Source organism: Candidatus Poriferisocius sp. (assembly GCF_965219775.1).
Classification (GTDB): Bacteria; Actinomycetota; Acidimicrobiia; order Acidimicrobiales; family Bin134; genus Poriferisocius.
Genome location: NZ_OZ244793.1, coordinates 1,832,486 through 1,859,340 on the forward strand (window position 1 = coordinate 1,832,486; position 26,855 = coordinate 1,859,340).

The following is a 26,855-nucleotide window of genomic DNA, read 5'->3' on the forward strand; positions in this document are numbered from 1 at the left end:
AACTCGTAGCTTGGTGTTGCCGAGATCCCGAAGACCGGCCACGTGGGAACACCCTTTTCATTCTTCTCACTTATGGCACGGGTACCATGGGTCGGTAGGCCGCTGCACCATCCACCATGCACCGAAGAGTGGTCTGCCCCCGGTGTCCAGGAGCGCTGCCCGCAGGCTCGAGTATCCCGTCGGGAGTTTCACGGCGTACCATCCCGATCCCCTGTGCATCCCTGGCTTGAGCGTCCTGCCACATTGGGAGGTCGCCGCCCACGCCGTGGAGGCGACCATCAGGGAGTTCGAGAATCGGCGAGGTGATCTCGCTTCTCGGGCTCCTCGCCATCCACGATGTGTTGATGAGCCACACACCCAGCCCGGAATTGGGTGGGCACCTGCGACCGAGCTGGGTTCACATCGGCGGTGTGCTGGGTGGCTATCCCCCTCCGGCCTATGTCGCTGCCCCGGCTGAGGAAGTACCGGGGCTCCTGGAGGATCTTCTCGAGTACATCGACACGACCAGCCACCACCCGGTGATTGCTGCTGCTGTCGCCCACGTTCAGTTCGAGTCGATTCACCCCTTTCGCGACGGAAACGGGGAAACAGGCCGAGCGCTGGTGCAGACGATCCTCCGCCAGGGGGGAATCACCCGCTTCACGACGCCCCCGATCAGCGCCATCCTCGCTCTCAACCGGGACGGCTACATCAATGCCCTCATCACTTCTCGGTTCAAGGGTGAAGCGGGAACGGCGGCTCATGCGGAATCGCTCGACCCGTGGGTGTCGCTCTTCTCATCGGCAGCGGAGGCGTCTTGTGACGACGCGGAGGGGCTACTGGGGAGGATTGACGCAGTCGTCAGCAAGTGGGATCAGAAACTGAGGAGCCGCCGAGGCCATCCGATTGCGACACCAAAGACTGACCCTGCAAGAAGTCGGACAAGCCCTCGGCATGTCCACCTCCTGGGCCCACGGAGTAACGAAGGACCTCAACCGCCCTTTCCGCCGACGCCCAGAAACCCGCCCGACACCATGACCACAAGCACCGCTGGCCACGGCGACACCGTGCGGATCAGGAGGGGCCTGCCACACGTCGTGCCGTTGCTGGTCTTACAGGCGCACGGCAGATGCACCGGTGGTGACGAAGGGATGGCGTAGGTGCACCTACCGTCACCAGGGCTAGATACACTGAGGTTGACTTCACGTTGGAGGGAGGGCCATGGACGAGGTGGGCATCGCCTTTGCTGGCGACGTCGCAGCGGAAATCGAACGGCGTCTGCCGGGAGTCGGCGAGACCAAGCTGCACAAGCTCCTGTACTACGTGCAGGGTTACCACTTGGCCTGGGAAGGCCGACCAGCCTTCCACGACGCTATCGAAGCCTGGGAACTGGGTCCCGTCGTTGTTTCGCTCTGGCGTGACCGGAAACACGGGGCGACCAGCAAGACAAACCGTTCAAGTGCCCAAGGCAGCACGCTGCCCGAGAGCGTTCGCAACATTACCGTCAATGTCATCAGCCGACTCGGACACCTGACGGGCAGGGAACTCATCCGATCCACCCACACCGAGGAGCCCTGGCGAGCAGCCACCAACGGGGGACGCAACATTGCCAATCAGGTGATCTCCCACCGATCGTTGATCGACTTCTTCAGTGTTGAGCCCGACTGGGTCACCCAGATGAGGGAACATGTCGCAACCGCCCGCGACAATCAAGCATTCGCACCCGATCCACCGGGTGCCCTCGACGCTGTCATGGCCAAGTACTTCTCTGGTTAACCCCTGAGGCCAGAGTGGGCGGCGAGAGTCCTCGGCATCAGTACCGAGGCGTCAACGACGAGCACGCTCGGCATCTAGGGCAGCTACGACATCCTCACCGCTCACTTGCCCCAGATTCTGGCCCTCAATGCGCTCGAACACCTCTTCGACGGTCGGCTGTGAAGCCATTTCGGTAGGCTGCTCGCTGAGTTGCTCCTGTGACGACGGACCGCCCCTCTTTGCCCGAAGGAGCCATGTCCAGTAAACGTGTTCAGAATCGTCTCCCACCTGCGTGTTGGGCATGCAAAGATCATAGACCCACTCGGGCACATGGGAATTAGCTCTCGCCCCCGGGACCAGCAGGCACCTGGCTGGCTGCACCGCCTGAAACAGGCTTCAATGAAGGGGGGGTACAAGACCCCCCGGAACCAAGGGTACGCGAACCACCCTTCGCCATCATCGGACCGCTTCAATGAAGGGGGGGTACAAGACCCCCCGGAACTGCCTTGCCGAAGACTCGGCATCAACGTAGGTCGAATGCTTCAATGAAGGGGGGGTACAAGACCCCCCGGAACCGAGACATGAAAGCGTCAAGCCGGGTCAAGCGTCAGGCTTCAATGAAGGGGGGGTACAAGACCCCCCGGAACCGAGGCCCTGCCCCGGACTCTCGACGCCAAGGAATCGGCTTCAATGAAGGGGGGGTACAAGACCCCCCGGAACCGGGCACGCCTCCAACAAACCGTGTGGAAAGCATTCGCGCTTCAATGAAGGGGGGGTACAAGACCCCCCGGAACCTTCCGATGGACAGACGCCAAGGTCAAGGTCGCCGGGCTTCAATGAAGGGGGGGTACAAGACCCCCCGGAACCCAGGTGCGGTGGGCCGACACCAACGTAGTCACCGCGCTTCAATGAAGGGGGGGTACAAGACCCCCCGGAACATGGCTTCCTCAAAACGGTCAGCACGCGGCACACGACTTCAATGAAGGGGGGGTACAAGACCCCCCGGAACCGCCGCCCAGAAGGTCGTGCTGATGATGCGAGGCCGGACTTCAATGAAGGGGGGGTACAAGACCCCCCGGAACATGGGCGGAAAGCTCACACGGCCAGCCCATTACACACTTCAATGAAGGGGGGGTACAAGACCCCCCGGAACCCCGCCCCCGAACTCGTCCGGGCCGCCACCCTCCTACTTCAATGAAGGGGGGGTACAAGACCCCCCGGAACGACGTAGCTGTATACGACGAGGCGCACCGTGCCAAAACTTCAATGAAGGGGGGGTACAAGACCCCCCGGAACGCGAATTGACCTATATAGTCATCGCGCTAAATCGCACTTCAATGAAGGGGGGGTACAAGACCCCCCGGAACGCAGCGTGTCGCCCAACGTGATCTGCGCTTGATTCTTACTTCAATGAAGGGGGGGTACAAGACCCCCCGGAACCGCTCTCGTCAGCCGAGGCCCCTCACCTGGGGCTTTGCACGGTGATTCGAGCGGTCATGAATTGGAAGCACAATTTGGGTTCTCTTCAGTTGTCAAGGTACGTCATTTCCCTTGTGGTAGCAAGGGTTCGAGCGCTCCCTAGCGTGGATGGTCTGACCTCAGCGCTCGCATCACAGGATGACCGGCCCACTTGTCGGTAGCGGGGTCGACACACCCATGAACTGAAAGCACTCCCTGCCCCTCTGCTCTGGATCACCGACGTCGATCATAGCAACCGAGTCTTCACCGTGGTGAATGACCTCGCCCAGCTCTCTCTTCATCTCCAGAAGTTCTATTGCATCCAGATCGCAGACGAACACACTGAACTGCATTGCCCACCCATAGCCAACCATGGTCTTGTGAACTTTCCTCAACCTCCGAGGGTCATGGATGTCATAGGCAACCACGTACCGCTTTCGTCCCCTAGCCATGCTTCACCTCGTCACGAAAGGGATGTACTCCGGTATTTCCCCCAGCAGATGTGCCCCCAACATACGGGCCTGGACTTCCAGCACCCTCCGGTAGGTAATCTTGTAGCCATACACTGGATGAGTTACCTCCTGCTCCAACCGTCTTTCATAGGCAGATATCAGTGAGCGCCTCGCATCCTGTGTTAGGGCGACACCCTGGGCTCGGCGGAGGAATCCCGATTCCTGGATCTCCCCGTTGTTGATCACATTGACAACCACTGAATCAGCGATAAGTGGCCGAAACTCCTCTGCAAGATCCAGAGCCAGGGCAGGGCGACCAAACCGTGACTTATGATACACACCAATATATGGATCAAACCCGATTGCCAGGGTAGTGGCTGTCAGGTCCTTCGTCAGTAGAGAATATGCATACGAGAGCAGGCAGTTGATCGGGTCAGTAGGAGGGCGTCGGTGTCTCTTTGTGAATTCAAAAGTCCCCAGGCCGTCATCCTTCAGCATGGAACTGAAAGATGCAAAATAGCTCCGAGCTGCAGCACCTTCAACTCCCAACAAGGACTCAATAGAGTCTGCAACGTCTGTGGTTCCCACTGCGCTCTTCAGTTGAGCTAGTGTTGGCTTGACATCGTCTCGGGAGTTACGCCTTAGCAATGTACGGCAGTTTCGTATCTTACCTGAAATCATCTTCTTTGCAATAGGCAGACCTGCTTGAGCAGCAATTCCAACCTGGCGTCTCCGCAATTCCACATGTTTTGATGGCAGACCCTGCGCCATGCCTTGAAACCAACCACCGTAGGAGAACCAGCAGACCGGTATCTCTCGTTCAAACATGGCCCGCATTGCTTGAGAGCTTACTTGTACATTACCATATAGGGACACCTGGGAGACATCTATCAATCTCACTTCCTGCAGAGTATCCTGCTTCTGAGTCACTGTAACACGACCCTTTCTGATGCCAACTCTTGTTCCTTGCTCGGTGAGATAGAGTGGTCGAGCAGCGGAGTCTCTGGGTGTTAGTCTGCGTGGAGGCTTGTCGGAGCGGCTGGAAGCGTAGTTGGTCTCGTCGGGCAAGCAGATTCCTACCAGCGAACACCGGGGGCACTTCGTGCTATGAATCAGAGGTGGAGGCGGATCGGTCTGGGCTGCGACCAAGCGCAACTCCTCCAAAAGAGATAATGTCTGCTCTACTAGCTTGTCGTCAAATTCCACCCGCACTCGTTCTCTGGACTCTGCAAAGTAGATCTCGCCCTCGGAGCACTTGTATCCGTTATCTCGTAGTATGAGACCTATAGCACACAGTTGTACAAGCTCTGGTGACCACGCTGGCCCATGCTTTGGTGGTCGGCCTCGCTTTACTTCTACTGGCCTGATTTCATTCCCTCTGCCTTCGACAATATCTGCCTTCGCAATGATTCCCAGAGCCTCTGAACTCACTGTCACCGAGCGAGCTTTCCGTACTGGCTTCTCCTCATCGGATCCGGCCATGAGGCCTCCACCAGCATCTACGGCTCGGTGAATGTACCGTCCTTCCACGGTGTCGGGATTATCCTCGAATCTAGCCTGGACCCACTCTAGGAAAAACAACCGCTTACAGTACTCGAACTCGTTGACCATGCGTGCGGGCACGAGGTCTGGGACTTCACTCATGCTCCCAGATTACGTCGTGGGGCCCGAAACTGCCATAACCCCCCTGATCCGTGCGCCGGATCGGTGCCTGCAGTACCTTCTGCACCCCCCACGCACCCAACCACTGGGTGCGGCTGCGCAACTGTTCCTTGGTGCCGGATGCATGAGCCAGGATTGAGGCCACTGCTGCACGAGTCGCCGGGGCTGTCCAAACGGGCCAGCTAAAGGCCCCCTTCTTCCATCCCCCCGACGTACCTTGTGTGAGAGTTCGACCCCTGCTGCCGAAGACAGGGTATCTGCTCATCCCGAGAAGTGCCAGGCATTCTGGGCCAGGGTTCGTTCTCTTCCTATTCTTCTTGGTCTGGGGAGAGGGATCGCTTGCCAAGAGAGCATAATTTCGGTCATCTACCACATCCCACATGAGTGTCGGCAGCGTGCTTGTGTAAGGCCATGGACCTGCCAAGCCTGCGACGATGTCCTCATACGTTACCTTAGCAATAAGGTCGTCAATCACCTTGAGAAAGAGTTGGTTTCCGCTGGTGAAGTACAGAGGGGAAGGCTTTGCCTTTCCGCTGTTGTCCACACTTCCCTCTGCTACCAGTGCACCAGCCAAAGTGCCTAGAAGGCCAGCAGCCCTAGCTTTCTGCAGGTACCGCCTCATTTCACAAGGCTGGAATTTGACGTCATGAACAGGCTCCAGACCGTGAGCGATTGCAGGACTCTCTTGCCATATAGGTAGGACCTCGATGACTTGCTCGGCAATGGCTTCGACCGACGACTCCACATCCACCATGGCATGCGGCACTACGCCGTCGGTCCACCAAAGACGAGGGCAGGAGGGGGCCTGGGCAAAGGCTACCTGGATGCCGAGCGCGGCAAAGAAGCCCAACGGATTGGTCGCTTCCAGCCCAGGCAGGTGGGTGCCACTCATGATGTAGTCTCCGCTGCACTCTGTTGATGATCCGCCAGTCGCAAAATGGCCTCCAGCCATGCGAGGCCGTGATACCCGTAGCGTTCCACCAATCGCCAGAAGCGGTCTGTCATCTCCAGCGCCACATGGCCGTCTTGGAGGTCCGTGCTGGCCTCCATGGGAATCCCATCATGGTCGAAACGGAGCACTTGAGGAGCGTCATCCGATCGGATCGGCGGCAGAGGTCGGGCCCAGCCATGGTGAGACGCTACCAAATGCAAGACGAGGTCAGGATCATGTGCAGACTGGAGCACGGCAACGTTCGATTGCGCCAGCACGACGCTCATGATCTCGTGACGCACTGGTGGCCACTCTGCACCAGTGGGACGAGCCCCTGGTAGAGACTTCGCCAGGGGCTCCTCCTGCATGGCGAGCGCTACTACATCCCCCCCGACCAACTGCCGCTGGAAGCGACTGTCCACTTTCCCCAGGTCGTGCAGTTCTGCTGCTAGCCGGAGGTCTGAGCATAATTCAGCCCCCAATCCGATCCTATGCCCATAATCTTCGCTTCGTTTGCCTACCCCCTTCAAGTGTTTTCGCAAAGATACTCCTCTACCAGTGAAGGAAGAAGATTGATCTGAAGCATCTAGTGTGGAAGGGTCTATTCTACCCGCGGCTAATATGTAGTAGTTGCGTGCTTCATTGAATATGGCTTCATGGCCTTCTTGCAACTGGGAAATAGCCTGAGATTGCCACCTAGCCAGGTCTTGAGTCACCTGGACTTCTTGAAGCCACTGGTCTATCCGTGCTGAAAGTGATTCCTCAGGATCGGCTTCTTCATTTGGACGAGGTGGTGAGGGCCAAGTAGCAGGCAGTGTATTTGGGGGATCAAGACGGAGAGTGATGCGTCGGTCGTAGGAGGCTTGCGCTTCATCGCCCAGGTCTGCAACTGTTTCACTGGAAGTAGGATCCCAAGTTCCCTCTGACAAGCCGCCCCTCTTGGGATCCACTATAAGAATGTCGCCTGGCTGAATCTCAGCGAGAGTTATCGCCTCTGGGCACTCAGCATGCCCACGCCACCGGGCCCAGTCCTCCCCCTGGTCACCCTCAAGATGCGACTCTTCCATGCTGCTAGTGCCGATATCTGCTACTGGAACCTCCTCTTCCACCCTTCCTAACCAAGACTTTGCTGCCCCAATAGGCACAGGCAGAAATTCAGTAGGTCGAAGAGGCACTTCCTTCAGGACTTCTTGCGTTCGGTCGTATCGCCACACCAGGTAGACTTCCGCATTCTGCGCGTCAGTGTCGATACCATGGAGAAACCAATCAACAGCAGGCTGCACAATTGGTTCAGGGCCTGTCTGTACCCAAGCATCCATGTAAGTCCTTAAGAGCAATGGTGCCTGTTTGTCCTCGGCAAAGCAATCCCTTGCAAACTGGTAGGGTATGGCCTGCCATGGCGTGAAGTCTATGACGCCATCGTTGGCTACTTCCTGCAGCCGCTCCCAGGTCTTGCGAGCACTGTGGCCGTACACAGGATCTGTTTGCTTTGGGTTCAGTGTAGCCTTGACACCAATGATCCAACCCTTGGCTGCTTCCCCTGTACTTTCCGCCAATGTACCACGGCGGTCAAGCCGACCGAATCGCTGGCGTAGACTATCGAGAGGTGCCACTTCGGTGATGAGAGCATCGAAGCTGAAGTCCGCTCCCACCTCTATTGCCTGGGTAGCTACTACAACAGATAAGTCCTCGCTGGTCGCTGAAGTGTCGGGGTCAACCAATTCTGCTATCTCATCCAATGCCCGAACCTTGTCAAGTGAGCGCATCCGACCGGTAAGCAAGTAGGAAGAATAGCCTGCATCAACAAGCGCTCGGTGAGTCTCGCGAGCCGTGTGCACTCGATTCACGATTACACCTACGCTTTGTATGTTACCACGACGATCTGATGCCAGTGACTTCAGTATCTTTTTAACCTGTGTAGGGATTGCCTCGTGAGGTTGTTTGCTCTTGGCCTCGACCAGGGTGGCAGCCTTGGCAGCATGAACACGGCGATGGAGTTCCTCGGACTGCTCCAGGTCGCTGCTGGACAGCTCAAACCGACTTCCAATTGAGTTGGTCGGTGTTGCCGACATTTCCACAGTATGGAATCTCTTTGGTAGGGACTCCCCCACGTGCTGCTGCTGCACTTCACGCAGCGTCTGCGAAAAGGCCCGGCTCAAGTGAACTTCGTCAAGAATGACCAGGCAGTCATTGCCTGAGAGACCAGCCTGAACCGGCCGCATGCGTGGGCTGACTCCATAGCCCCGGAATAGGAGGCGGGAGCCAAATTGGTCCACCGTGGAGACCATCACCCACGGTTGGTCCGGACGGCGGGCCCATTCGCCGTCGATCGGTATGCCGCCACGTAGGGCCACGACACCCAGGGGAGCATCACCGCTGAGTGCCTCCAACCGCTCCCGTACCCTCATCAGAGTTGGACTGGATGACGATGCTGTACTGATTTCCTGTCGAATCTTCTCTGCCCTCTGGCAGACTTGATCGACGACAATCCTGCGGTCGATAACGAAGACTATCCGACGGGGAAAGAGCTCCGGCCGAACCGCCAGGGAGAACACCGCGGTGTCCAGAACCGCCGTCTTTCCCGTGCCTGTAGGAAGGTCGATGACATCGGGCCAGCGGCCCCTATCGAGGACCTCCAAAGTGAGACGCCGTTGCCATGGGAAGGGTTCATGCCCGTGGACGGCTTCGAAATAGGAGGCGAAGTCTGCCGCGCCCAGGTCACTCATGAGACTCCCCAGTCCCCGCAGCCTCTTCGACGTCCCCTATTGGTCGCATCAGGCCAAGGCCCAGGAAACGCCCAGCACCCAGCATCAGGGGCCCCGCGATAGGCCGATCAAAAGTGATGGCTGCATGCAAGAGCCGACGAGGTGCTGGCCTGCCGTCCCTATCTCGCTGCTCAAAAGTGGGAAACTCGGAAGAAGGTCGCCCTCCCCGTAGCGCCGATTGGAACGAGAGATCAACATGGGTGGGCTCCGGCAAGCCTACATGTCGGCAAGAGGTGACTACGGCATTCTCCGCCCGCTCCCAAGCCTTGGCCCGGGCGTTCACGCTCCCCCTGTTCAGGAGCCCCGGATGAGTGGGCAGTGCAATCGGTGTCGCAGATAGCCACCGGCGAGCTGGCTTATGCCATTGCCCCGGCCGGATGGTGACAAGGTCGATCGGGCCGATACATCGCCTCACCTGCAGGTGACCTCCCCTGCCCATCCTGAGTGTCAAGTCCGATTCGGTTTCAGCCTCCCAGTGTCCCATTGCCCTCAGAACTGCCTGGCGACTGTCATCAGGAAGCGCCAACGGCAAGGACACTGCAATTCCCATGACGCGGCCATCTGCGTGCTCGAAGCCAACGTACGGCAAGGGCAGGAAGGCTACATGGGGCATCCGAGTCGGATCACCGTTAGATTGATGACCACTCAGCCCTTCAGGAATTGGGTCTTCCGTGTGGGACATGATGGCAGCCCGCATGGTTGTGGCTATGTCTACTGCTCGAGTTGAAGGCAGCCTCCGTGACCCCTGCACACACTCAAAGACGATCCAGTCGCCCTTCGTGTCTGCACTTACATGCGGTATGCCCGTTCCGTCATCAAGAGTGGATTCACTGTAGCGAACCGCTACAAACGGCAAGGCTCTGGGGCTGATGCCTTGGTGTTGGAGGTGTCTCTTTTCCAATTCAACCAACTGGCCTGGACCAGTACACCGAAGTGTGTGTGTCCCTGATCCAGCTCGATAGTTGGGCTCAGAGACACCATTGACAATGCGGCAGGACACTAGCGATGATGAATGTCCAATACGGGTGACCCGACTCACCAGATTGTCCAAAATGGAGTGACTCTCTTTGGAAATTGTGACATTCTTCCACACAAGGATAGTGCGGGCCTCAGAAGGGGTTACTGAGGGAAAGTACCGCTCCTGCTTGCCACGGTATTCGGGTAGCACCCTTAGAGCAGCATCCGATGATCTTTCTGACATTCTTCCCACAGCAGAAACTAGATCTTCTACATCTTGTGCCTCATGAAACTTGTCGCGGGTTCGCTCTATGGGCCTGGTCAGCTCTCCTAGGGACTCTTCTAACTGGTCTTCAAGGGTGGTTGCGAGGTCTTCGATTTTCCTCGCACGCCCTTCGTATACCGACCCACTTATGATTCGGGCATCATTGACTGGCACGAAGAAGCTCACTACTCGACGGGGTACAGCGTCGGAGGCAACGATGCCTGGTGGCGGCAGAGCTTCCAACCATTCCAAAACACTGCGCTCCGCTTCATCTTTGCCGCCTTCAGCCCAATTTGCTGCCAACGACGAGAAGAACCTCGCTGGATGTAGCGGCCATTCACCAGCTTGGCGATCATTGTAGGCGGTGGCGAAGTACCGCCCGGTGAGAAAGTTGACCTCTACGGCGAGCATGAGTCACTCACCCGGGGTCTCTCGTGCGGACAGCTCCCGGCTGCGCCGAAGCAGTTTCAACAGCTTGGGGGCCGGATGCAATTTGATTTCATCAGCCTCCCAGGCCAGACCCATTGCAGCAGTTGATTCGGCAGCCTCAGTCAGGATCGCGGCTGCCCCTTCGCGGCTGATGTCGACACCTTCAGCGGCTGATCCGTCTCTACCGACGAGCTCGAGGCGCAGAGCGTGCTCGGGGATCAGCAGGCAACGGGAACGGAGGTCATGGTCCATTTCGTGCAGGTATGCGATGGCGGCGACCCCCAGCGCGGCAACCGCTGCCCGAGCAGCGACCTCAGCTTCTCGACTGTGGCCAGGAAAACTCAGCTTGCGCAGCGCGGCGAGAGAGACCACGGTGGTCTGGACCGCGCGAGAAATCGTGATGCCGCCAGCGTCTGCATCGATGGTTGGAGCTATATTACCGTGGATGATCTCTGATGGTCGGCCCTCGTCACCCTTGACCCTTGGCTTGACCTTGCCCTTGCCAGATTCATCCTTAGCAGCTTCGTCCATGTTCAGAGTCCACTGTTGACCCTGATCTTGATGCTCATAAATGGTCGCTGACTTCGCTACAATCTGAAGGGGGTCCATGCGGCCACCTACCTTCTTTCCAATCACGGCATCGTGACCGACGATCTCTGACACATACGCCCGCTGGAACTTCGAACCCAGCCCCCCTTTGGGCCCAGTGGAGTCCCATTGCCCAAACAGTAGAGCGGTCGGTGCATGTCGGAACATGGCAGTTGCGTTGCGCGGTTGCGCCTCCGTGATGGCCCGGCCGATCTCCGACAGCCGGAACAATGTGCCATCCAGAAGGCTGTCCCGAAATATGGCATCGGCAATGCGGTGGGGTGCATCCAGGACGGTCAACTTGCCGACATCGTCAAATTCTCCATCAGGGCTCGTGAAGTCCACGAAGGGGACGGGGAACTTCAGCTCTCCTGCCTCCCACCCAAGGCGCAGGCTGAGTTCTGCTCGGTTTGCCTGTGAGGCCACAGAGTCCAACAGGACGGTGGTGACCACGCGATCACCCACTTGGCGTTCCTCTAAGGCATATTTGTTGCCGCTGTTGACGGCATAGGTGGGTGGGAACACCTTTCCGCCCGGCCCATCGGCCGGCTGCAGATCGGTCCGAGACCGCAACGCGACGGATCCACCCGCCACGGCTTCCCGGAGCTTCTCATAGGTCAGTTCGGTCATTGGTCCTCCTTGTCGGGTTCATGACACCGAATTGGTGCCCCAAAGGATTGCACGGGGTGGTGACAGTTTCGTGGACATCTCAGAGAAAAATTGCAAATCCCCAGGTCAGAGAGCTTTAGGCGGTGCTTGCTCGTGCTTGGCGATGCCGTGGCACTGCTCTGGCTGGCGCGAACGGCGGTGGAGTGTTGGCGACGACTCGGGCGAAGTGGGGAAGGCGCCCGGGTGGGTGCAGTCCTGGCCCTTCTGCTACCGGCCTAAACCAGGACCTGACCGTCGACGCGGTCGCGGAGCCAAGTCACAGGGGGATGGCGTCTTGGAGGATGCGTTGGTGGCGCTGGTGCTTCAGGCCTTCGGTGGGGATGACGTCGATGTTGCAGCCGAGGAGGGTCTGCAGTTCGGCGGCGAGGTCGGACAGGTCGAAATAGGAGGTACCCGGAGCGAAGTCGGCCAGGAAGTCGCAGTCGCTTCGCTCGGTGTCGTCGCCGCGAGCGGTTGACCCGACGAGGGCGATGGAGGTGGCGTTGTGGCGCCGGGCGGCGTCGACAATGGCACTCCGATGGACCCCGAGAATGGTGTCGCGACGAGTCACGAACACAACTGTACCGGCGGGACCACTGGGAAGGGAGGGGCCCCAGCCACTCCTCTCGGCTAGGCCGGGGTGAGGTGGGGGGCTCGGAAGTGGGGGATGACGTGGTGGCCGAATTGGCGGATGGTTTCGAGCATGACCTCTTGGGGGATGGTGCCCATTTGGATCATGCACATGATCTCGTCGCAGCCGATGGCCTCCAGCTCGCTCACGTAGCGGATGGCGTCCTCGTAGTTCCCGTAGGCGTGCTCGATGTTGAACGTGCTGGTGGCGTTGGGGCTGAGCGGGATGTTCATCTCGCTGATCTTGGCGTGGACGTTGCCCACCGCCTCGTCGATGGCCGCCGCGGTGTCCTCGTCGGCTGAGCCGGCCCTCGGCGGGGGCGTGCCCAGGTTCCAGTGCATGATGGCCTCGGCGAAGAACCGCTGGCCCCTGGCCCCGATGCGGAAGGCCTCCTCCCGGTCATCGAGGATGGTGGTGGGGCACAACGCCGAGAACCAGTCGTTGGGGTGGTCGCTCACGAACCGCTCCCCCGAGCGGGTGGCGATGGCCTCGTCGTAGGTCTCCTTCATCAGCCGTATCTCGTCGGCCCCGGCGAACCCCAGCACCAGCGCCCCGATGCCCAACTCGGCGGCCAGCTTCACGGTGTCCACCTTGGTGCAGGCCAGATACAACGGCGGATGGGGGTCCTGCACCGGCCGGGGCAGAATGGGATGGGGCGAGATGTCCAACAGCCCCTCCCACTCGAACTCCTCGTCCCGCCAGCAGTTGGCGATGATCCGCAGCGACTCCTCCACCTGGGCGTACGTGTCCTCGGGGCGAACCCCGAACGCCGACATCTCCTGGAGGGTGGCCCCCCGACCGGCCCCCACGTCCAGGCGGCCCCCCGACAACACATCCAGCATGGCGATGCGCTCCGCCGCCCGCAACGGGTGGTTGTAGCCGAAGGGCATGCACACCACCCCGTGCCCGATGCGGATGCGGGAAGTGCGGGCCGCCACCCACGTCAAGAAGATCTCCGGAGCGCTCATGTGGGCGTACCACTTGAGGCAGTGGTGCTCCACCGCCCACACCCGGTCGAAACCCACCTCCTCGGCCAGCACCGCCTGATCCACGCAGTCGCGGATCACCTGCTGCTCGAACTCCCGGGAAGGGTCGGCCATCTGGGCTTCGAAAATCATGGAGAACTTCACCCGGCCATTGAACCACCTTGGCCCCGTCGGCCCCGAACGCAAGCACCAACGAGCCACCCCGTCCGCCCGATAGGCCCAGCGGGAGACCCCTGGCTACCATCAACAGCACATGGACTTCGACGAGACCCCCGAAGAGGCCGCCTTCCGGGCCGAGTGCATCGACTGGCTGGACGCCAACATGCCCCCCGACGGCGGCGGCCCCCGTGACCAGAACGCCACCACCATCACCGACCCCGAGGTGGAGAAGGCCTACGTGGCCCGGTGCAAGGCCTGGCAGCGCACCAAGTACGACGGAGGCTGGGGATCGATCACCTGGCCCACCGAGTACGGCGGCAAGGGCCTGAGCGGCATCCACGACGGCATCTTCAAGGACGAGGAGGCCCGCCGGGTGTCGGCCACCGGAGTGTTCGCCGTGGGCATCGGCATGACCGGCCCCACCATCATCGCCCACGGCACCGACGCCCAAAAGGAGCGCTACCTGCCCGCCATGTTGAAGGGCGACGAGGTGTGGTGCCAGCTCTTCTCGGAGCCCGTCGCCGGATCCGACCTCGGCGGGCTGCGCACCACTGCGGTGCGAGACGGCGACGAGTGGGTGATCAACGGCCAGAAGGTGTGGACGTCGGGCGCCCAGTTCAGCGACTGGGGCATCCTGTTAACCCGCACCGACCCCGACCAGCCCAAGCACCGGGGCATCACCTACTTCCTGTTGGACATGCGCACCCCGGGCATCGAGGTGCGCCCCCTGGTGCAGATCACCGGCGCCGCCCACTTCAACGAGGTGTTCCTGTCGGACGTGCGCATCCCCCACGAGAACATCCTGGGCGAGGTGAACGCCGGGTGGGGGCCGATCATGACCACTTTGGCCAACGAGCGCACCGCCATCGGGGGCAGCACCGGGCGCACCGGCATCGACCAACTGGTGAAGCTGGCCCGTGACACCGGCTGCGACCGCGACCCGGTGATCCGCCAGGAACTGGCCAAGGCCTACACCCGCATGGAGGTCCTGCGCTACCAGGGCTACCGGGTGCGCACCGCTTCGAGTCGGGGGGAACCGCCCGGCCCGGAGAGTTCCACCATGAAGCTGGCCATCTCCCTGCACAGCGGGCTGATGGGCGACCTGGTGATGGCCATGAACGGGGCGACGGGGATGCTGAGCGGCGACGACGCCCACGACAAGGGCCGCTGGCAGCAGGAGTTTCTGGGCCAGTGGTCGGTGCGCATCGGGGGCGGCACCGACAACATCCAGCGCAACACCATCGGCGAGAAGGTGCTGGGCCTACCCCCCGACATCCGGGTGGACAAGGGCGTGGCCTTCCGCGACATTCCCTCCTGATCAGGTCGCGCCGTAGACGGGGGCGGGTGCCGGAGACTCGGCGATGGAGGCGTGGACGGCGTCGCCCGCCTCGGCCACCGTGAACTTGCGGCCGATGTCCACCACGTGGCCGTGCTGCCAGCCGTCGCACACGTTGAGGGCGCCCCCGGCCACCTCGAACACCCGGCCGGTCACGTCGCAGGCGTCCGACCCCAGCCACACCACCAGCGGTGAGGCGTTGGCCGGATCCTTGTCGTCCCATCCCTCGGGGGCCTCGGCCTCGTACATGATGCCTGCGGTCATGCGGGTGCGGGCGTCGGGGGCGATGCCGTTCACCATCACCCCGTAGCGCCCCCACTCGGCGGCCTGCTGAATGGTGAGGGCGGCCACCCCGGCCTTGGCGGCGGCGTAGTTGCCTTGGCCGATGGAACCCAATAGCCCCGCCCCGGAACTGGTGTTGACGACCCGCCCGGCCACGTCCTCGCCCGCCTTCGACCGATCCCGCCAGTGGGCGATGGCGTGGCGGGCCGGGGCGAAGTGCCCCTTCAGATGGACCCGCATGATGGCGTCCCACTCCGACTCGCTCATGTTGGCCAGCATCCGATCCCGCAGGAACCCGGCGTTGCACACCAGCGTGTCGAGGCGACCCCACCGCTCCACGGCTTGGGCGACCATGGCCTCGGCCTGGTCCCAGTCGGCCACGTCGGCGGCGTTGGCCTCGGCCTCACCCCCCAAGGCCCGAATCTCGGCCACCACCTCTTGAGCGGGCGCGGACGCCCCACCGGAGCCGTCGCGGTCCACCCCCAGGTCGTTCACCAGCACCCGGGCCCCGTGGGCCGCGAACTCCAGGGCGTGGGCCCGCCCCAGCCCGCGGGCGGCCCCGGTGATCACCACCACCCGTCCCTCGGCCATGGCCTCGGCGGCCATCTAGAACCCCGGGTTCAGCTCGGAGGCCACGATCCACATGGCGAAGTACTGGGCGGCGCCCCCGTAGGCGTGGCCGATGGCGGTACGGGCCCCCTCCACTTGGTACTCACCGGCGGTGCCCCGCACCTGGTTGGCCGCCTCCAGACAGCGGATCATGCCCGACGCCCCGATGGGGTTGGACGACAACACCCCGCCCGACATGTTCACCGGGAACGACCCCCCCAGCTCGGTGTCGCCCGCGTCGGTCATCTTCCACCCCTCGCCCTCGGCGGCGATGTCGTGACCCTCCAGCCACATGGGCTCGTACCACGAGAAGGGCACGTACAGCTCCGCGCAATCGATCTGCTCCCGGGGATTGGTGATGCCCGCCTTGGCGTACAGGGCCGCTGAGCAGTCCACCCCGGCCTGGGGTCGCACGGTGTCGCGCCCGGGGAACTGACCGAACTCGGTGCGCTTGGCGTGGGCGATGACCCACGCCGGGGTGCGGCCCGACTTGCGGACGATGTCGTCGTTGCCCAGCACCATGGCGGCGGCCCCGTCCGACGACGGGCACGACTCCAAGAAGTGCAACGGATCCCACAACATGGGCGACTCCCGCACCTTCTCCACCGAGATGTCGGGCAGATGGAGGTGGGCGTAGGGGTTCTTCAGGGCGTTCAAGCGGTCTTTCACCGCCACCTGCCAGCCGATGTGCTCGGGCGCCTTGGACCGGGCGATGTAGTTGCGGATCCAGGGGGCGAACGACCCGCCGGCACCCTGGCCACCGCTCTTGCCCCCCGACAGGGCCCAGGTGGCGTTGCCCTCCGACTGCTTCTCGTAGGCCACGGTCAACACCGTGTCGTACAGGCCCGACTCCACCAGGTTGGCCGCCGAGATGGCGGTGGACGCCCCCACCGACCCGGCGGTGTGGACCCGGTGGATGGGCTTGCCCACCGCACCCAGGGCATCGCACAGGCTCAACAGGGGCATCATCACCCCTTCGAGGGCGTCGGGGGCCTTGCCCAACACGATGGCGTCGATGTCGTCGAGGCCGGCCCCGGCGTCCTCCAGGGCCCGGAAGGCGGCCTCCCGCACCAGTCCGTCCAGGGTCAGATCGTCACGGCGGCGCTTGTACTTGGTTTGGCCCACACCGAGCACCGCACAGGGTCGAGGCGCCATCAGCTTTCTCCTTCCAGCACGCAGATCAGGTTCTGCTGCAACACCGGGCCACTGGAGGCGTGCGCCACCCCCCGCCGGGCCCCGCCGTCGGTAATGAGCCGGGCCAACTCGATCACCCGAGTCAGACCGACGGCCATGAACGGGCTGCCGGTGAGCGGGCCGCCCGAGCGGTTCACCACCGTGTGGTCGCCCAGGCCGAGGGCATTGCGCAGGATGATCTCCTCGGGGCTGAAGGTCACGGTGAGCTCGGCGGCGTCCACCGGGCCGTCGTGCAGCCCCACCCGCTCGGCCGCGGTGCGAACCGACGGGGAGTCGGTGAGGTCGCGCAGCGTGGGGTGGTGCGATTCGATGCGGTGGTCGATGGCCCGGATCCACACCGGGTTGTCGCACAACTCCCGAGCCTTGTCGGCCCGGGCGATGATCATGGCCGCGGCCCCGTCGCTCACCGGCGGGCAGTCGTGGCGGCGCAGGGGATCCTGCACATAGGGCTCGGCCAGCAGCTCGTCGGGCGACCGGTGGCCGCTGAGTTGGGCGTAGGGGTTGTCGGCGGCGTTGGCCAGGCTGCGCGAGACCACCTCGGCGAAGTCCCGCTCGGTGGCCTTGCCCGCTTCGATGAGGGCCCGGGCCTGGAATCCGGCCTGGGTCTGGGGGTCGAGGCCGAGGGGGGCGTGAACGTAGGGGTCGGTCTGCAGCGAGAACCCCTCCCGGTAGCTGCCCGGCGAGCACTTGCCCGACCCCGACACCAACACGGTGTCGATGTCGCCCGACTGCAGCCGCACGAACCCCTCGAACAGGGCCCAGGCGCCGTCCATCTCCACGTGGCTCTCGTACACCGGCGGCCACGCCCCCACCGCGTCGATGTTCATCACGAAGGCGAAGGGCATGCCCGACAGGTAGTCGCAGCTCCCGGCGATGGTGAAGTCGATGTCGTGGCGATCCATGCCCACCTGCTCGATCACCGAGTTCACGCACGACATGATCATGGCGGGCTCGCTGTTGTCGAACTGGGCGTAGGAGGGGGTCTGCTCGAACGCGACGATGGCCACGTCCTCGGCCAGGCTTACCATGAGTGCTCCTTGAGCTGCTCGGCGGGTACGTCGGGCTCGCCGGTGGGCTCGAAGCGCACGTACACCGTCTCGGGGATGGTGCCGTAGCGGTTGTCGATGTCGCCCACCGAGCGGTCCTCGGGATCCCGCCACACACACCGCATTCGCATCCCCACCCGCATGTCGGTCACCGGGATGTCACGGATGTCGATGCCGATGACCGGCTGGTCGGCCCCGTCGAACAGGATGGAGCAGCGTACGTAGGGCTCGGTCTCGGTCTGGCCGTAGTACTGCACCGGGTTGAGCTCGGTGAAGGCCACCACCGTGCCCACATCGGCCACCTCCACCTCGTCGTCCGGGCCCATCAGCACCCGGGACATGTTGTCGAAGCCCCGACTGGGCACGTACACCTTGCCCGACACCGGGCTGCGCTGGCCGATGATCTTGCCGTCGAGCAACCCTTGGGCGAAGCGGGCCCTATGGGGGTAAAGGGGCTCGTTGATGCGCAGGCTGATGAGGTGCTCGGTGATGGTCACCGGGTCGTCGCCGGGCTCGATGGTCTGGGGGACGGCTTGGGCCTCGGGCACGAAGTAGACGTCGGTGATGCTGCCGTGGCGTTCGGACCGGAACTGGGCGGCCACCCGCATGCCGGTGCTCAGGGCGTCGGGGTCACCGCCGGTGTCCACCGCGTGAAGCAGGGGCGTGTCGGCCCCGTCCAGCTTGACGAAGGCGAAGGCGAAAGGCTCGTCGAAGGGGTGGCGGGCCGAGGGCTCGGCCACCCACGTCCAGTTCACCACCTCCCCGCCGGGGCCCACCTCCACCAGGTCGGGCTCCAGGGTGGCGAAAGTGTCGGGGTCGAACTCCATCGGCGGGCACAGCACCCGGTCGCCGCACCGCTGGCCCAGGATCTTGCCGTCGCGCAGGCCGGTCAGAAACGGTCCGATGACCGGTCCGGTGGTGCGGGTGTAGGGGTACTCGAGGGTGTAGTCCACGTCATGCAGGGCAGCCACGAAATCCAGTCCACCACACCCCCGCCGGCTTTCCCAAGGCAGGCGGGTTGGCGCGGCGGCGATGACAGGTCAGCGCAGGGACGAGAAGAACTCGACCACGTCGGCGGTGAACAGGTCGGGGGCGTCGAGGGCGGCGAAGTGGCCGCCGCGGGGCATCTCGGTCCAGCGGACGATGTTGTACCAGTACTCGGCCCAGGGCCGGGCCGGGAAGATGCCGTCGCCGGGGAAGCGGGCGTACGCGGTGGGCACCTCCACGCGGCGGTCGGGGGCGGCGGCACCCCGGCCTCCGGTGCGGGTCTCGTAGTAGAGGCGGTTGGCCGAGGCGATGGTGCCGGTCACCCAGTAGACCATCACGTTGGTCAACAGGTCCTCGGTGGTGAAGCACTCGTCGGGGCTCCCGTCGGGGCCGATGTCGCTCCAGGCCTTGAACTTCTCCACGATCCAGGCGGCCAGCCCGGCCGGGGAGTCGTTGAGCCCCACCGACAGGGTTTGGGGGCGGGTGGCCTGCTGTTCCCGGTAGCCCCGCTCCACCCGGTTGCGGGCCCCGGCGTCCACCCGGTGGGCCCGCTCCTCGTCGTTGAGGTCGCGCACCGCCCCCGGCGGGGGCTCCGGCACGATCAACAGGTTCAGGTGGATGCCCACCAGCCGCTCGGGGGCCTGCAGGGCCATCTGGGACGACACCGTCGAGCCCCAGTCACCCCCCTGGGCCCCGAACCGCTCGTAGCCCAAGCGGCTCATCAACTCGAGAGCGGCGGCGGCCATGCGCTTGGGCGTCCACCCCGGATCCGAGGTGGGCCCGGAGAAGCCGTAGCCGGGCAGCGACGGGCACACCACGTGGAAGTGCTGGCGCAGCGGGTCGATCACCTTGGCGAATTCGGTGAACGACCCCGGCCAGCCGTGGTGGATAACCAGGGGCTGGGCCTCGGGGTTGCGGCTGCGGGCGTGGACGAAGTGGATGTTCTGGCCGTCGATCTCGGTGGTGTACTGGGGGAACCGGTTGAGCCGGGCCTCCACGGCCCGCCAGTCGAACTCGTGGCGCCACCGGCGGCACAGCTCCCGCAGGTAGTCCAGGTCGATCCCCTCGTTCCAGCCCGCGCCGGGCAGCGGCTCGAACCACCGGGTGGCGTCCAGGCGGTGGTGCAGATCGTCGATCACCTCGTCGCCCACCTCGATGGCGAACGGCACCACCGCCGCCCCACTCATCGCCGGCTCTCCCCTGGGGTTGGCTTCATGCGGTTGCGCTCATTCGTTTGGCCTCACTCGGTGCGGTTGTGGAGGGGGCCGGGGGGGAGGCGGCCGTCGGTGTCGGTGAAGCCGTAGGCGTCGGCCAGGGTGCGGGCGGCCACGGCCTGGCCCGTGTACTGGGCCCGGTCGGGGTCAACGGCCAGGGCGGTCACCGCCCGCCCGGTGAACCGGGGGGACTCGGCGGCGCCCACGTCGAGACTCGGGGGCAGCTCCATCCCCGACGCCACCGCCACGTCGATCCGCTCGGTGCGCACAAAGCCGGGCCACACCGACACCATCGACACCCCGGTGTCGGCCAGCTCCCGGGCGCAGTCGGCGGTCATCCGGTCGAGGGCGCACTTGCCCACCCCGTAGGCCACGTGCCAGGCGTACTCGGCCGCCCCCGAGGAGCTGATGTTGGCGATCAGCCCGTCGCCCTGGCCGATCATCACCGGGGCGGCCAGCACCGAGGCCACGTAGGCCGACCGGGTGCCCACGTCCATCATGTCGTCCCAGTTGGACAGGGGCACCTCCCAGAACGGCAGGCCCGAGGTCAGCTCGTCGGGAATGGCGAAGGCGTTGTTCACCACCACGTCGAGGCGACCGCACTCGGCGGCGATCCGGTCGAACACGGCCCTCACGGCGTCGTCGTCACGGTGGTCACAGGCCACCGCCACCGCCGTGCCCCCGGCCTCGGTGATCTCCGCCGCGGTGGCCCCCACCGTGCCGGGCAGGGGGTGCTGGCCCGCGTCGGTGGTGCGACCGGTGACGTACACCGTCGCCCCGGCCGCGCCCAGCTCCAGGGCGCACCCCTTGCCGATCCCCCGGCTGGCCCCGGTGACCAACGCCACCTTGCCGGCCAGCGGCGTTCCCTCGTACATGCTCATGGTGGGCCCTCCCCGCCGGCCGCCCTCAGGCGGGGGCGGCCACGGTCAGGCGGGCCATCTCCCGGCGCTGCGGATAGTGGTCGGCCACCGCGAAGTGCTGGGTGCAACGCTCGTCCCACACGATGACGTCGCCCTCGGTCCACTCGTAGCGGATGGTGTAGTTGGGCTGGGTGGCGTGCTCATAGAGCATGTCCAAGATGGCGTCACTCTCGGCCCGGTCGAACCCCACCAGGTGGCTGGTGAAGTTCTGGTTGACGTTGAGATGGCGGCGCCCGGTGTCGGGATGCACGGCGATCACCGGACGCTCGACGCCGGGGTACTGCTCCCGGGTGCGGTCCACCAGCTCGCCGCCCGCCTTGGAGATGAACGCCTGACCCGGCCCCATGTCGTGCCAGGCCACCAGGCCCTCCAGCCGTTCCGCCAGGGCCTCGGACAGGCCGTCGTAGGCGGCGTACATGCTGGCGAACATGGTGTCGCCCCCGCGGGGAGGCATGTCCACGGCCCGCAGGCTGCCCACGATGGGGGCGTCGGGATCCCAGGTGACGTCGGTGTGCCATTTGTCCTGGTAGGGCGGATGGGCCTCGTCGTCGACGATGCGCTCCACCTTGGCCTCCAACGCCCCGGCCACCCGGCCGATGGGGTGGATGTAGGGCCGCCCCCAGGGGGCCAAGAGGGCCATCTGCTGGTCGTCGTCGATGGCCTGGTCGGGAAAGACCAACACCAGATGCTCCAACAGCAGCCTGTACAGCTCGTCCTGGGCGTCCGGGTCCCGCGGTTCTCGCAGGTCGATGTTGCCGACGCGGGCGCCGAGCACCCCGCCGATGGGTTCCACCTGCCATTGCGTCATGTCGGACACCTCCTAGAAAAACCCACGGCCTTGCACGGCTGCGCTGGCCATCCAGACCTCGAAGTCCTGGATGGACTGGGCCATGGCCTGGCCGATCAGGTCGAGCTTGCGCACCTGGTCGATGCGGGCGCCGGCCTGCTCCAGCTCCCGCTTGGACAAAATCTCCCCGAAGATCCCGCAGGCGTGGGCCAAGCAGATGATGACCACGTCGCGGGGGCTGGGGATGTCGTCGCTGAACAGCACCCCCATGATCCGCAGCTTGACCTCCCGCTCGGCCTCGCCGTCCACCAGGGGATACCGGCGCGACCGGAACACCCACAAGAAGCGGTCGTCCTCACGCTCGAGGATGCCCTTGTCCACCAGCCGTACCAGGGCCTCTTCCCGGATTTGCGGCCCTTGCCGGGCGAGCTGCTCCACCCAATGGCGGGCGTCGCTCTCCTCGCCCTCGGCGATCATGGCCAGGGCCGGATCCAACAGGCTGTCGCCCAGCGGGGTGGCATCCACCAGCATCAGGTTCTCCAGGTCGGTGTCGATGCGGTTCTCCATGGCCAGCTCCATCAGCACCGCTCCGGCCACTGCCCGGTCCATGGACGACTGGGGGATGCTGATGAACTTCCCGTCGTCGTCGCGCAACAAAAGGAGCATGATCTCCTCGACGAACCTCAGCATGAGCATCCTCCTTCTATCGGGACGGGCCGTGGGGCCGGGTCGTGCGGGCAAGCCGCCGTGGGGGCAGGTCTCACCAAGACGTTAGCGACAGGCGACGGTCGGTTCGCCCGTCCACGGTGAAATTCTGCCCGCCACGGCTGGCTGCCATGGTCAGTTGCCGGGGCCAATGGCCACGGCGGGTTGGCGGGGCTAATTGCCGCCCTCGGTGAGCTCCACGGTGCGACGGGCGAAGTCGTTGCCGTACACGTCGTAGCCCGCGGCCACCAGGTTGGCCACCGCCTCCTCGGCGATGTCGGTGCGGAAGGCACCGTCGTCGGGCGCGGCCGCCAGGATGCCCTGGGAGGTGGCCACCTCCACCGTCTGGTCGTAGAGGGCCTGGTCCATCACGCCCACCCCGCCGGGGGACGGCCAGATGAGGGCGTTGATCTCGTTCATCATCCACGCCTGGTGGGCGGGCCCACCGAACGGCGGGGAGGCGTTCACCACCACGTCGACGCACTCCTGGAAGTTGTCGCGGCAGTGGATCCAGCCCCGCAGCGACGCTTCCACGAAGCGCACCGCCGTGTCGCGGTATTCGGGGTCGTCCGCCAACCGGTCGGCGTCGGCCCAGATGGCGTCCTGCAGCATGGCCGTGCCCACGTCGTTCCAGTCGATGACGGTCAGGTCCTCGGGCTGGAACAACTCGCCGGTCTCGGGGTTGATGGTCTCCAACACCAGGGCATACTCGTTGTAGGTCATGGCCTGGGCGGCGTCGATGTCGCCGTTGATGAGCGCCGTCATGTTGAAGTCCTGCTGCACCAAGGTGACGTCGGACTGGGGATCCAGGCCCACGCTGACCAGCCCGGCGAAGAGCTCGAACTCGTTGCCGAAGCCCCAGTTGCCCACGTTCTTGCCCGCCAAATCGGCCGGACCATTGATGCCCGCGTCGGCGAAGGACACCTGCAGGGTACCGCTGCGCTGGAACACCTGGGCGATGTTGGTGATGTCCAACCCCTCCTCGCGGGGCACGAGCCCCCGTGGCACCCAGGAAATGGCGAAGTCGGCCCCCCCGGAGTCGAGCACCGTGGCGGGCACGATGTCGACACCGCCGTCGATGATGGTCACCTCCAGGCCCACATCCTCGTAGAAGCCCAGGTCACGGGCCGCAAAGTAGCCGGCGAACTGCGACTGGGGCACCCACTGGAGCTGCAACGAGACCTCACGGAGTTCCTCGGACTCCTCGGTGGCCGGTGCGGGGGCCTCGGTGGGCTCCGGGGTGGACGGTGCGGCCGTGGGATCGGGCTCGGGGGCGCTGTCATCGTCGTCGTTGCCGCATCCGGCCAGTACCAGGCCGAACACGACCAGCACGGCCAGCAGCCGCCACACGGTCCCTTTGGGCCCTTTGCGCATCCTGTTTGCTTTCATGGTTCACCACTGATCCGGAGATCATTCCTTTCTGGAGAGCGATTTGCCGGACGGCAAGCCGCGGTCTTGGTTGTTGGTCGACTAGGGGCGGTCACCTCGGGAGCGGATGAGTGCGTGCCACGGCATCGCCACCCGTTCCAGCACCGTGACCACCACGTACAGCACGGCGCCGATGCCGGTGCCCGCCAGCACCGCGGCCCAGGCGTCGTCGTAGCGGGTGAGGCCCGCCGATTGGGTGATCAACGGGCCCAGGGCGTCCTGGCGACCGCCGAAGTACTCGGCCACGATGGCGGCGATCACCGCCAGCGAGGTGGCCAGCTTGAGGGCGGTGAAGAAGTAGGGCAGGGCGTTGGGAATCCGCACCTCCCGGGTGATGCGAAAGCGCCCGGCGGCGTACGACTCCATGAGCTCGATCTGGCTGCGGTCCACCTGGGTGAGCCCCCGGGTGGTGTTGATGAAGATGGGGAAGAACACCAGCGCCACCACGATGGCCTGATTGGAGCGGGGGGAGGTGACCCCGAGCCAGTTGTTGAGGATCGGGGCCAAGGCGATGATGGGGATGGCGTTGACCGCCACCGCCAGGGGGGTGATGGTCTCATTGGCGGTGCGGAACCGGGTGACCAACAGGGCGGCCACCGCACCGAGCACCACGCCGGCCACCAGACCGGTGACCACCACGAAGCCGGTGATGCGGGCCCCCCGGTACACCACGTCCCAGTTGTGGATGAGCGCGCCCACGATCTCGCTCGGTGCGGGCAGCACGAACCCGTCGGGGTCGGTCCAACGCAGCACCGCCTCCCACAGACCGAAGATCACCACCCCGGTCACGAAGGGAGCCAAGAGGCGCTCGGGCGCGCTCATGCTTCTTCTTCTCGCAGGGCGGTGCGCACTTCGGTGACCTTGGCGAAGAAGGCGGGGTCGTCACGGGTGGCGGCGCTGCGTTCGCCGAGGTCGACGGGGATGGTGGCCGCGATCCGGCCCGGACGAGGTGACATCACCACCACCCGGGTGGACAGGTACACCGCTTCGGGAATGGAGTGGGTGACGAACACCAACGTGGTCCCGGTCTCCGTCCAGATGCGCAGGAGTTCGTCCTGCATGTGCTCGCGGGTCATCTCGTCGAGGGCCCCGAACGGCTCGTCCATCAGCAACAACGACGGGCGAAACGCCAGCGCCCGGGCAATGGCCACCCGCTGTTGCATGCCGCCGGACAACTCCGACGGATGGTGGCCGGCGAACTCCCCGAGCTTCACCAACTCCAGCATCTCGGTGGCCCGCCGGCGGCGATCGGACTTGGACCAACCCATCAGCTCCAGGGGCAACTCGATGTTCTTGACCACGCTGCGCCAGTCGAACAGCCCGGCGGTCTGGAAGGCCATGCCGTAGTCCCGGTCGAGGCGGGCCTGCTCGGCGGGCTTGGCGTTGACCAGCACCGACCCCGAGGTGGGGGCCACCAGCGAGGCGATCAACCGCAACAGGGTGCTCTTGCCGCACCCCGACGGGCCGATGAGGGTGACGAACTCCCCAGGGGCCACCGCCAGATCGATCTCGGCCAGGGCGTCCACCTGATTGGCCCGGCCCGGGTTGAACACCTTGGTGACCCCCTGGATGTCGATCACCAGCGAGGGCCCGGCGTCATCGGCAGGATCCGGCGCGGTCGGGGCGGCCACCTCGTCCACCGGGGGTTGCTCGCTCATGAGATCGACCCTTCGCCGTGACGGCCCACCACCACGCGCTCGGCCGCGCTGACCACCAGGAACACGAAGATCCCCAAAGCGGCGGCCCCCAGCACGCTGGCGAACAAGCGGTCGGGACCGGTGGTGTAGTTGAACGCCTCCCGCAGGATCCGCCGACCGAGGCCACCCTCCACTCCGGCGGAGATCTCCCCCACGATGGCCCCCACAATGCTGGCCGTCGCTGCGATCTTGAGGGCGGCGAACAGGTAGGGCAAGGAGGCGGGCAGGCGGAGACGCCACAGCGTCTGGCCCCAGTTGGCGGCGTAGGAGGCCATCAGCTCGGCGTTTTCGGGGCGCGGCGACTGCAGGCCCCGCAGTCCGTTCACCGCCACCGGGAAGAAGGTCAGGTAGGTGGCGATGACCGAGACCGACATCCAGTCCTGCCACTCCCACGGGAAGACATCGAAGTTCTTGCGCCCCCAGATCACCACGATGGGGGCGATGGCGATGAGCGGGATGGTCTGGCTGGCGATCACGAACGGGAGGAGCCCCTCCTCGAGACGTCGCCATTGGGCCAAGACCAAGGCGATGGCCATGCCGATCACCAGGCCCACTACGAAGCCGGCGAAGGCCTCCCGCAGGGTGAACAACGCCTCGTCGAACAGGATGAGCACGTAGATGCGGTCGCGGCCCCCGGGGACCTCGCCGAACTGGCCGATGATCTCACCCAGTGGCGGCATGTTCAGATCGTTGGAACGGGGCAGCATCGACCCCACCACCGGCCAGTCCTTCTGGTCGTCGTCGATGGCCTGACCGACCGCTTTGTACCCGGTGTAGAGCCCGGCGAGCAGGGCCAAGAAGACCACGAAGGTGACCGTCCGGCGTACCACCCGGCCCATGACGTCGCGGCGATCCTGTTGGGCCGCCCGCTGCCGCATGAGGTGGTCACGCACCAGGGGATCGCCGTGGCCCACAGAGGCGTGGGTGGCAGGGTCGGCGGCAGCGTCGGTGGTCGGGTCGACGGCAGGCTCGGCGGTCGGCATCG

General features: G+C 64.3%; 24 protein-coding genes and 1 CRISPR repeat array. Of the genes, 3 read left to right on the forward strand and 21 right to left on the reverse strand.

Annotation, left to right across the window (positions count from 1 at the left end; translation table 11 throughout):
- Positions 1-302: 302 nt before the first annotated feature.
- Both ACOQPQ_RS08225 and ACOQPQ_RS08230 read left to right on the forward strand, forming a co-directional pair.
- Positions 303-1,139 carry a Fic family protein gene (locus ACOQPQ_RS08225; protein ID WP_420638959.1) on the forward strand — a complete coding sequence of 279 codons (837 nt, stop codon included), beginning with the start codon at positions 303-305 and terminating at the stop codon, positions 1,137-1,139.
- Positions 1,140-1,200: 61 nt separating this feature from the next.
- Complete coding sequence (locus ACOQPQ_RS08230) at positions 1,201-1,755, forward strand: Panacea domain-containing protein (protein ID WP_420638960.1); 555 nt, start codon at positions 1,201-1,203, stop codon at positions 1,753-1,755.
- Positions 1,756-1,806: 51 nt separating this feature from the next.
- On the opposite strand, the gene ACOQPQ_RS08235 is transcribed toward ACOQPQ_RS08230, so the two are convergent.
- From ACOQPQ_RS08235 to ACOQPQ_RS08275, 9 genes are all read right to left on the reverse strand, one after another.
- Entirely contained in the window at positions 1,807-2,037 is a 231-nt protein-coding gene (locus tag ACOQPQ_RS08235) for a hypothetical protein (RefSeq protein ID WP_420638961.1), read from the reverse strand.
- A 90-nt stretch (positions 2,038-2,127) separates the two neighbouring features.
- Positions 2,128-3,174: direct repeats of the CRISPR family, unit length 36 nt; unit sequence GCTTCAATGAAGGGGGGGTACAAGACCCCCCGGAAC.
- 170 nt (positions 3,175-3,344) lie between these two features.
- Complete coding sequence (gene cas2 / locus ACOQPQ_RS08240; protein ID WP_420638962.1) at positions 3,345-3,644, reverse strand: CRISPR-associated endonuclease Cas2; 300 nt, start codon at positions 3,642-3,644, stop codon at positions 3,345-3,347.
- 3 nt (positions 3,645-3,647) lie between these two features.
- Positions 3,648-5,288: a CRISPR-associated endonuclease Cas4g/Cas1g gene (cas4g/cas1g, locus tag ACOQPQ_RS08245; RefSeq protein WP_420638963.1), complete on the reverse strand. Its 1,641-nt coding sequence runs from the start codon at positions 5,286-5,288 to the stop codon at positions 3,648-3,650.
- The gene (locus tag ACOQPQ_RS08250; RefSeq protein ID WP_420638964.1) at positions 5,281-6,198 is read right to left on the reverse strand and encodes a type I-G CRISPR-associated protein, Cas3-extension family; all 918 of its coding nucleotides are present in this window, start codon (positions 6,196-6,198) and stop codon (positions 5,281-5,283) included. The genes cas4g/cas1g and ACOQPQ_RS08250 overlap by 8 nt, the downstream gene beginning before the upstream one ends.
- A complete protein-coding gene (gene cas3g, locus ACOQPQ_RS08255; RefSeq protein ID WP_420638965.1) occupies positions 6,195-8,963 on the reverse strand; it encodes a type I-G CRISPR-associated helicase/endonuclease Cas3g in 2,769 nt (922 codons plus the stop codon). Before cas3g ends, ACOQPQ_RS08250 begins: the two co-directional genes overlap by 4 nt.
- Positions 8,956-10,635: a type I-G CRISPR-associated protein Csb2 gene (gene csb2 / locus ACOQPQ_RS08260; RefSeq protein ID WP_420638966.1), complete on the reverse strand. Its 1,680-nt coding sequence runs from the start codon at positions 10,633-10,635 to the stop codon at positions 8,956-8,958. The genes cas3g and csb2 overlap by 8 nt, the downstream gene beginning before the upstream one ends.
- Positions 10,636-10,638: 3 nt before the next feature.
- On the reverse strand, positions 10,639-11,871 hold the full coding sequence (cas7g, locus tag ACOQPQ_RS08265; RefSeq protein ID WP_420638967.1) for a type I-G CRISPR-associated RAMP protein Csb1/Cas7g: 1,233 nt from the start codon (positions 11,869-11,871) through the stop codon (positions 10,639-10,641).
- 295 nt (positions 11,872-12,166) lie between these two features.
- Positions 12,167-12,460, reverse strand: coding sequence for a nucleotidyltransferase family protein (locus ACOQPQ_RS08270; RefSeq protein ID WP_420638968.1), 294 nt, complete (start codon positions 12,458-12,460; stop codon positions 12,167-12,169).
- A gap of 59 nt (positions 12,461-12,519) precedes the next feature.
- Positions 12,520-13,650: an LLM class flavin-dependent oxidoreductase gene (locus ACOQPQ_RS08275; RefSeq protein WP_420638969.1), complete on the reverse strand. Its 1,131-nt coding sequence runs from the start codon at positions 13,648-13,650 to the stop codon at positions 12,520-12,522.
- Positions 13,651-13,759: 109 nt separating this feature from the next.
- Here ACOQPQ_RS08275 and ACOQPQ_RS08280 point away from each other — a divergent pair, with 109 nt between their 5' ends.
- The gene (locus ACOQPQ_RS08280; protein WP_420638970.1) at positions 13,760-14,983 is read left to right on the forward strand and encodes an acyl-CoA dehydrogenase family protein; all 1,224 of its coding nucleotides are present in this window, start codon (positions 13,760-13,762) and stop codon (positions 14,981-14,983) included.
- Here the strand turns inward: ACOQPQ_RS08280 and ACOQPQ_RS08285 are convergent, their stop codons facing one another.
- From ACOQPQ_RS08285 to ACOQPQ_RS08340, 12 genes are all read right to left on the reverse strand, one after another.
- A complete protein-coding gene (locus ACOQPQ_RS08285) occupies positions 14,984-15,889 on the reverse strand; it encodes an SDR family oxidoreductase (RefSeq protein WP_420638971.1) in 906 nt (301 codons plus the stop codon).
- Positions 15,890-17,047 (reverse strand): thiolase domain-containing protein, encoded by a 1,158-nt coding sequence (locus tag ACOQPQ_RS08290; RefSeq protein WP_420638972.1) that lies wholly within the window; start codon positions 17,045-17,047, stop codon positions 15,890-15,892.
- Positions 17,047-18,114, reverse strand: coding sequence for a lipid-transfer protein (locus ACOQPQ_RS08295; RefSeq protein WP_420638973.1), 1,068 nt, complete (start codon positions 18,112-18,114; stop codon positions 17,047-17,049). Before ACOQPQ_RS08295 ends, ACOQPQ_RS08290 begins: the two co-directional genes overlap by 1 nt.
- On the reverse strand, positions 18,108-19,103 hold the full coding sequence (locus ACOQPQ_RS08300; protein ID WP_420638974.1) for a Zn-ribbon domain-containing OB-fold protein: 996 nt from the start codon (positions 19,101-19,103) through the stop codon (positions 18,108-18,110). Before ACOQPQ_RS08300 ends, ACOQPQ_RS08295 begins: the two co-directional genes overlap by 7 nt.
- Positions 19,104-19,172: 69 nt before the next feature.
- Complete coding sequence (locus ACOQPQ_RS08305) at positions 19,173-20,306, reverse strand: epoxide hydrolase family protein (RefSeq protein ID WP_420638975.1); 1,134 nt, start codon at positions 20,304-20,306, stop codon at positions 19,173-19,175.
- 53 nt (positions 20,307-20,359) lie between these two features.
- Positions 20,360-21,214, reverse strand: a complete 855-nt coding sequence (locus tag ACOQPQ_RS08310; RefSeq protein ID WP_420638976.1) for an SDR family NAD(P)-dependent oxidoreductase — start codon at positions 21,212-21,214, stop codon at positions 20,360-20,362.
- Between the two features lie 25 nt (positions 21,215-21,239).
- Positions 21,240-22,061 carry a TauD/TfdA dioxygenase family protein gene (locus ACOQPQ_RS08315; RefSeq protein ID WP_420638977.1) on the reverse strand — a complete coding sequence of 274 codons (822 nt, stop codon included), beginning with the start codon at positions 22,059-22,061 and terminating at the stop codon, positions 21,240-21,242.
- Positions 22,062-22,073: 12 nt separating this feature from the next.
- On the reverse strand, positions 22,074-22,730 hold the full coding sequence (locus ACOQPQ_RS08320) for a GOLPH3/VPS74 family protein (protein WP_420638978.1): 657 nt from the start codon (positions 22,728-22,730) through the stop codon (positions 22,074-22,076).
- Positions 22,731-22,919: 189 nt separating this feature from the next.
- Positions 22,920-24,134 carry an ABC transporter substrate-binding protein gene (locus ACOQPQ_RS08325; RefSeq protein WP_420638979.1) on the reverse strand — a complete coding sequence of 405 codons (1,215 nt, stop codon included), beginning with the start codon at positions 24,132-24,134 and terminating at the stop codon, positions 22,920-22,922.
- 81 nt (positions 24,135-24,215) lie between these two features.
- Entirely contained in the window at positions 24,216-24,995 is a 780-nt protein-coding gene (locus ACOQPQ_RS08330; protein ID WP_420638980.1) for an ABC transporter permease, read from the reverse strand.
- Positions 24,992-25,831 carry an ABC transporter ATP-binding protein gene (locus tag ACOQPQ_RS08335; protein ID WP_420638981.1) on the reverse strand — a complete coding sequence of 280 codons (840 nt, stop codon included), beginning with the start codon at positions 25,829-25,831 and terminating at the stop codon, positions 24,992-24,994. The genes ACOQPQ_RS08330 and ACOQPQ_RS08335 overlap by 4 nt, the downstream gene beginning before the upstream one ends.
- Entirely contained in the window at positions 25,828-26,853 is a 1,026-nt protein-coding gene (locus tag ACOQPQ_RS08340) for an ABC transporter permease (RefSeq protein ID WP_420638982.1), read from the reverse strand. The genes ACOQPQ_RS08335 and ACOQPQ_RS08340 overlap by 4 nt, the downstream gene beginning before the upstream one ends.
- Positions 26,854-26,855 lie beyond the last annotated feature (2 nt).